Below are 7,217 nucleotides of genomic sequence, written 5' to 3' on the forward strand. Positions count from 1 at the left end.
AAGATGTGGTACTCAATCGCCGCAGCGACAGTACCGAGCGGCTGCTGGACCTGGCCGACAAGTACAAGGGCGACGGCAGCGGCCCGGCCAAGAAGGAGGATCTGGAGTGGCGCAGCTGGGAGGTCGAGAAGCGCATTGCCCACTCCCTGGTCAAGGGGGTCACCGCCTACATCGAGGAGGATACCGAGCTCGCCCGCCAGCGAGCCCAGCGCCCCATCGAGGTGATCGAGGGGCCATTGATGGATGGCATGAACGTGGTCGGCGACCTCTTCGGCGACGGCAAGATGTTCCTGCCCCAGGTGGTCAAGTCGGCCCGGGTCATGAAGCAGGCGGTGGCCTACCTGATCCCCTACATCGAGGCCGAGAAGAGTGCCGAGAGCCAGGCCAAGGGCAAGATCGTCATGGCCACGGTCAAGGGGGACGTCCACGATATCGGCAAGAATATCGTCGGCGTCGTGCTCCAATGCAACAACTACGAGGTCATCGACCTCGGCGTGATGGTGCCCACCGAGAAGATCCTGCAGACCGCCCGCGACGAGAACGCCGATATCATCGGCCTCTCCGGCCTGATCACCCCGTCGCTGGACGAGATGGTGCACGTGGCCAGGGAGATGCAGCGCCAGGGGTTCGATCTGCCGCTGCTGATCGGTGGCGCCACCACCTCCAAGGCCCACACCGCGGTGAAGATCGAGCCCCAGTACGAGCATCCAGTGATCTACGTCACCGATGCCTCGCGGGCCGTGGGCGTGGCCGGCAGGCTGCTCTCCCCGGCCTTGAAGCCTACCTATATCGACGAGATCCGCACCGAGTACGAGACGGTACGCGAACGCAACGCCAAGCGACGCCCCAAGGCGGCCGACCTCTCCTACGCCGAGGCACGCCAGCGCAAGCCGGCCATGGAATGGGACAAATACACGCCACCGCGACCGGCCATCACCGGGATCGAGGTGTTCGACGACTATGACATCGAGGAACTCGTCGAGCGTATCGACTGGACCCCCTTCTTCATGAGCTGGCAGCTGGCCGGCAAGTATCCGAAGATACTCGACGATGACAAGGTCGGCGAGGCGGCTCGCCAGCTGTTCGCCGATGCCCAGGCGATGCTGCGCAAGCTGATCGACGAGAAGCGCATCCAGGCCCGCGGCGTGATCGGCCTGTGGCCGGCGAACAGCGTCGACGACGACGTCATCGAGGTCTATACCGATGAGTCGCGCAGCGAGGTGATCGAGCGGCTGCACCACATTCGCCAGCAGACCACCAAGAACCGCGACGGTGTCTGCCACAGCCTGGCCGACTTCATCGCCCCCCGGGAGAGCGGCAAGCCCGACTGGATCGGCGGCTTCGCCGTCACCACCGGGCACGGCGTCGAGGCCCTGACCGAGCAGTACAAGGCCGCCGGCGACGACTACAACGCCATCCTGGTCCAGTCGCTCACCGACCGCCTGGCCGAGGCCTTCGCCGAGCGCCTGCACGAGCGGGTGCGCAAGGAGTTCTGGGGCTATGTGCCCGACGAGGCCTTGGACAACGACGCCCTGATCGCCGAGAAGTACCAGGGCATCCGCCCGGCCCCCGGCTACCCGGCCTGCCCCGACCACACCGAGAAGGCGACCCTGTTCCGCCTGCTCCAGGCCACCGAGAATACCGGCCTCGAGCTCACCGAGAACTTCGCCATGTGGCCCGCCGCCGCGGTGGCCGGCTGGTACTTCTCCCACCCGCGCTCGACGTACTTCTCCACCGGCAAGATCACCCGGGACCAGGTCGAGGCGCTGGCCAGTCGCAAGGGCATGGCCGTCGAGGAGCTCGAGCGCTGGCTCGCGCCGGTACTCTCCTACGACCCGGCCTGACCCTTCCGGCCCGCTGCGGCGGGCCGCCTGCCCTCACCTGCCCTCACCTGCCCGGAACACGGATGCTGCCCGAGCCCACCCGCCGCCAGACGATCCTGCGCCTCGCCCTGCCGATCATCGCCGGCATGCTCACCCAGAGCCTGCTCAACCTGATCGACGCGGCCCTGGTGGGCTCGCTCGGCGAGGTGCCGCTCGCCGGCGTGGGCATCGGCGGCTACGCCATCTTCCTGATCACCGCCGTGGTCTTCGGGCTCTCCTCCGGCGTCCAGGCCCAGACGGCCCGTCGCCACGGCGAACAGGACTGGGGGCGGCGCGCCATGGCGCTCAACGCCGGCCTGGCGATCGCCCTGGCGGTGGCCCTGCCCCTGACCCTGCTCTGCCTGTGGCAGGCGCCGCGCCTGATGGCGCTGATCAACCAGGACCCGGCAGTCAATGCCGAGGCGGTGGACTACTTTCGCTGGCGGGTCGTCTCGCTGATGCCGGTGGCGATGATCTTCTGCTTCCGAGGCTACTGGAACGGCATCCAGCAGACCGGCCTCTATCTGCGCATCATCCTGGTGATGCATGCCATCAACGTGGTGGCGAGCATCGTCCTGATCTTCGGGCATCTCGGCCTGCCGGCCATGGGCGTGGCCGGGGCCGGGGCCGGCACCACGCTGTCGCTCTTCGCCGGGCTCGCCATCTGGGCCGGCCTCAGCCTGCGCCACGCCACCGCCAGCGGCTTCCTGGCCGGCCTTCCCCGGCGCACGGCCCTGGCCACGACCCTGCGCCTGGCCACGCCCCACTCCTTCCAGCAGGTCTGGTTTGCCGCCGGCTATGCCGCGCTGTTCTGGATCCTGGGCCAGATCGGCACCGCCAGCGTTGCCGTGGGCCACGTGCTGGTCAACCTCTCGCTGCTGTTGATCCTGCCCGGCGTGGGCCTCGGCATGGCGGCGATGAGCCTGGTCGGCCAGGCCCTGGGGCGCGAGGCCCATGGCGAGGCCCACCGCTGGGGCTGGGACGTGGTGCGACTGGCCTGGCTCTGCCTGGCGGTGCTGGCCGTGCCGATGGTGTTGCTCCCCGAGGCCGTGCTCGCCCTCTTTCTCCACGACACGGACCTTATCGCCCTGGGGCGCGTGCCGCTTCAGCTCACCGCGTTGATGATCGTGCTGGACGCCGCGGCACTGGTGTTCGCCCAGGCCCTTCTCGGGGCCGGCGCCCATCGCACCGTGATGGCGATCACCCTCAGCCTGCAGTGGCTGGTCTTCCTGCCGCTGGCCTGGTGGGTCGGGGTGGTGCTCGACCAAGGGCTCATCGGTATCTGGTGGGTACAGCTTGGCTATCGCGGCCTGAACTCCGCCGGCTTCGTGCTGATCTGGCAGCAGCGGCGCTGGCAGGACCTGGCCATCTGAGCTCGCGTCATTCCATTTTGCATATAAACTATAAACATTTATTCTTTTATTGAATAAAAGGCAGGCGGTAAGGTAGCGCCATAGTCCGCCACTTCCCGGCATCAGGAATGCGCTGAATGTATCGTTACGACACCCACGACCAGACCCTGGTCGATGAACGCGTCGCCCAGTTCCGCGACCAGATGCGCCGCTATCTCGCGGGCCGAATCAGCGAGGAGGAGTTCCTGCCGCTGCGCGTGCAGAACGGCCTCTACATCCAGCGCTATGCCCCCATGCTGCGCATCGCCATCCCCTACGGCATGCTGGCCTCCTATCAGCTGCGCAAGCTGGGCGAGATCGCCGCCCGCTATGATCGCGGCTACGGCCATTTCACCACCCGCACCAACCTGCAACTGAACTGGCCGAAGCTCGAGGACGTGCCGGATATCCTCGCCGATCTCGCCAGCGTGCAGATGCACGCCATCCAGACCAGCGGCAACGACATCCGCAACACCACCACCGACCAGTTCTCCGGTGTGGCGGCCGACGAGGAGGTCGACCCGCGCCCCTGGTGCGAGCTGATCCGCCAATGGTCGACCTTCCACCCCGAGTTCGCCTACCTGCCGCGCAAGTTCAAGATCGCCGTGACCGGCGCCGTCGAGGACCGCGCCGCCATCCAGGTCCATGACGTGGGCCTGCGCCTGTGGCGCGATCGCGATGGCGAGGTGCGCGTGAAGGTGCTGGCCGGCGGCGGGCTGGGGCGCACGCCGATGATCGGCGAGGTGGTCCGCGAGGACCTGCCCTGGCAGCACCTGCTGACCTACCTGGAAGCGCTGGTCCGGGTCTACAACCAGTTCGGTCGGCGCGACAACAAGTTCAAGGCGCGCATCAAGATCCTGGTCAAGGCACTGGGCGTCGACGAGTTCCGTCGCCGCGTCGAGGAGGAGTGGGCCCACCTCAAGGATGGCCCCCAGACCCTGACCCAGGGCGCCGTCGAGGCCGTGGCGGCGCACTTTATCGAGCCGCCGCGCCGTGAGGTGCCGGCGGAGGCCATCGCGGCCTTCGAGCGGCTGCGCGGCGAGAATCGCGCCTTCGCGCGCTTCGTCACCAACAATGTCAGTGACCACAAGGTGTCCGGCTACAAGGCCGTGACCCTGTCGCTCAAGCGTCGCGAGCACTCCCCCGGGGACGTTACCTCGGAGCAGATGGCAGCCATCGCCGACCTCGCCGACGCGTTCGGCCACGGCGAGCTGCGGGTCACCCACGAGCAGAACCTGGTGCTCACCGACGTGCCGGTGGACCGCCTCGAGGCGCTCTGGCGGCGGCTGGAGGCCCTGGGCATGGCCAACCCCACGGTGGGGACACTGGCCGACCTGATCTGCTGCCCCGGCGGGGACTACTGCGGCCTGGCCAATGCCAAGTCCATCCCGGTCGCCCACGCCATTCAGGAGCGCTTCGAGGACCTGGACTTCCTCTACGACCTGGGGCCGCTGGAGCTCAATATCTCCGGCTGCATGAATGCCTGCGGCCATCACCATGTCGGCCACATCGGCATCCTCGGCGTCGACAAGAAGGGCGAGGAGTACTACCAGATCTCGCTGGGGGGCAGCCAGGGCAATGGCACCTCCCTGGGCAAGATCCTGGGTCCCTCGTTCTTCCGCGCGGACGTGCCGGAGGTGATCGACAAGCTGTTGCAGGTCTATGTCGGCAACCGCCAGCCCGACGAGACCTTCCTCGATACCTATCGCCGCATCGGCCTCAAACCCTTCAAGGAGCGTGTCTATGCCTGAGCAGACCGTCAACCGCCCGCTGATCGTCAAGCGCCGCCTGGTCGAGGACCACTGGATCCGCCACGACGAGGAGGCCGCCCCGGCGCAGGGTCCCGCCCTGGTCCCCCTGGCGGTGTGGCAGGCTGCCGGCCGGCGCGACGACCTGGCCCCCTGGCTGCCCAGCGACACCGAGCTCACGCCGGCGCTGGCCGACGAGCTGATGACGGCCCCGCTGGTCGGCATCGACTTCCCGACCTTCACCGATGGTCGGGGCTACAGCATCGCCCGACTGCTGCGTGAGCGGTATGGCTACCGGGGCCAGATCCGCGCCCTGGGCGATGTGCTGATCGACCAGCTGTTCTACATGTCCCGCTGCGGCTTCGATGGCTTCTCGCTGCGCGAGGACCAGGTCGTCGAGGATGCGCTGCGCGCCCTGGACACCTTCAGTCGCGGCTACCAGCCAGGCACCGACACCCCCGAACCGCTGTTCCGTCGTCGCCTGCGCGAACTCGCACAGCGGCGCGCGCAATCCGCGCTGGCCTGACGCCCCTGGCGTAATGGAGCACGCTGCCGGCCCTCGGGCCGGCAGCGTCGTTTTCCTGATGACCTCAGCCGCGCCGCTTCTGCTGGCGCTCCCGGTTCGCGGACCTTGCCCGTTCGCTCTTGCGCAGCATCACCCAGGTTGCGCCCAGGCCGCCCTCTGCCTGGCCTGCCGAGACGAAGGCCTGCACCTCGTCGAAGGCGCCGAGCCACTTCGCCAGGTAGGAACGCAGCACGTTGGGCGGGCTGTCGATCTCGCGCCCCCGGCCATGGACGATCAATACCGAGCGCAGGTCGTGGGCGTAGGCCTCGCGGATGAAGGGCGGCAGCAGGCGCCGGCACTCCTCCAGGGGCCGACGCAGCAGGTGCAGGCTGGCCTGCACCGGGTAGCCACCGTGGCGCAGGCGGTCGACCACCGCCTGCTGGATGCCGTCCCGGTGGAAGGCCAGGGGATCGAAGGGCGGCACCAGGTCGACGAAGTCGTCGGAAAGGAAGTCGCGGCCCGCGGTCTCGGCTGCCGCACTCTCGCGCCTGGCCAGCTGCGCCTCGCTGGGCGCGTGCCGAGCGCGTCCGGGATCGGCCCGGTTGGTGGCGCCGTGCAGGGGGCGAACATCCCCCATCAGTGCCCGGAAATCCACGTCGTCGCGATTCGCCTGGCTCATGAGGCACCTCCTGAACGTCATGGGGGAGGTCCCATCCTAGCAGAGCCGTACCGGCGGCTTAAGTCGCCGGCCCGATCGTGGCAGGATGGCCTTCGGACCACGACAAGGATGCCCCATGCGACCCTTCAAGTGGCTGGGGGCGCTGGCCCTCGGCACGCCACTGGCCCTGGCCGGCTGGCTGTGGCTCTCCCTGCTCAGCCCCTGGACCTACGACCGCCCCGACCACCTGGCGCCCGTCCAGGAGGGGCCCCATCGGGTCTTCGTCTATGGCACCCTCACCCATGCGCCGGTCCGCTGGCTGGTCTACGGCCGCGTCGGCGACCCCGAGGCGGCCGTGCTGGAGGGCTACCGGCGCAATGATCTGGATCTCGAGGAGGCCCCTCTCGGGGAGGTGGAAGGCCTGGTACTGAACGTCGATGCCGGGGAGCTGGCCCGCCTGGATCGCTACGAGAGGCTTGGCATTCGCTATGATCGCGTTCGGGTGACGCTGGCGGATGGCCGCCGCGCCTGGACCTATCGACGACGCGAATAGGCGGCTTCGCGGTTATCCGGGGGTGGGGATAGGCGATATCGTATCAGTGAAGCCGGCCCTGCCTTGCCTCACCCCACGACCCTCGGCGGTCTTTTCAGCTCAAGGAGGTGTCATGGAAAGCGAGATCTCGCTGCTCGACATGTTCGCCCGGCTGGGCGTGGCCGCCGGCCTGGCGCTGGTGCTGGGCCTGGAGCGTGAGCTGCGCGGCAAGTCCGCGGGACTGCGTTCGCATATGCTGGTGGCTCTGGGGGCCGCGGCCTTCCTGATCGTGGGGCTGGAGATCCTGTTCGCCACCGCCGAAGGAGACCCCTCCGCACGCATCGACCCCACCCGCATCGTCGAAGGGGTGATCGGGGGGATCGGCTTCCTGGGGGCCGGCAGCATCATTCGCAGCGGCACCAGTGTTCACGGCATTACCACCGGGGCCTCGATCTGGCTGGCCGGTGCCATCGGCGTCGCGGCCGGCTTCAGCCAATTCTCCCTGGCTTCCATGGTCACCC

Annotated in this window: 7 protein-coding genes; 6 read left to right on the top strand and 1 reads right to left on the bottom strand. The window is 68.1% G+C overall.

The genetic code is table 11. The annotated features are described in order from the left end of the window. From RI841_RS12770 to RI841_RS12785, 4 genes are all read left to right on the top strand, one after another. On the top strand, positions 1-1,844 hold a 1,844-nt coding region (locus RI841_RS12770), incomplete at its 5' end, for a vitamin B12 dependent-methionine synthase activation domain-containing protein (protein WP_310705992.1). A 62-nt stretch (positions 1,845-1,906) separates the two neighbouring features. Next, positions 1,907-3,235, top strand: a complete 1,329-nt coding sequence (locus RI841_RS12775) for an MATE family efflux transporter (RefSeq protein ID WP_310705993.1) — start codon at positions 1,907-1,909, stop codon at positions 3,233-3,235. A gap of 116 nt (positions 3,236-3,351) precedes the next feature. Next, entirely contained in the window at positions 3,352-5,004 is a 1,653-nt protein-coding gene (locus tag RI841_RS12780; protein ID WP_310705994.1) for a nitrite/sulfite reductase, read from the top strand. Continuing rightward, positions 4,997-5,527, top strand: coding sequence for a DUF934 domain-containing protein (locus RI841_RS12785; RefSeq protein ID WP_310705995.1), 531 nt, complete (start codon positions 4,997-4,999; stop codon positions 5,525-5,527). Before RI841_RS12780 ends, RI841_RS12785 begins: the two co-directional genes overlap by 8 nt. 64 nt (positions 5,528-5,591) lie before the next feature. On the opposite strand, the gene smrA is transcribed toward RI841_RS12785, so the two are convergent. Further along, on the bottom strand, positions 5,592-6,185 hold the full coding sequence (gene smrA / locus RI841_RS12790; protein WP_310705996.1) for a DNA endonuclease SmrA: 594 nt from the start codon (positions 6,183-6,185) through the stop codon (positions 5,592-5,594). A 115-nt stretch (positions 6,186-6,300) separates the two neighbouring features. Between smrA and RI841_RS12795 the strand changes: the two genes are divergently transcribed. Then, positions 6,301-6,717: a gamma-glutamylcyclotransferase family protein gene (locus RI841_RS12795; protein WP_310705997.1), complete on the top strand. Its 417-nt coding sequence runs from the start codon at positions 6,301-6,303 to the stop codon at positions 6,715-6,717. A 112-nt stretch (positions 6,718-6,829) separates the two neighbouring features. Then, positions 6,830-7,217, top strand: a 388-nt coding sequence (locus tag RI841_RS12800) for an MgtC/SapB family protein (protein ID WP_310705998.1), incomplete at its 3' end; no start/stop codon positions are given.

Origin of the sequence: Halomonas sp. (assembly GCF_031581305.1) — a bacterium.
Lineage (GTDB): Bacteria > Pseudomonadota > Gammaproteobacteria > Pseudomonadales > Halomonadaceae > Halomonas.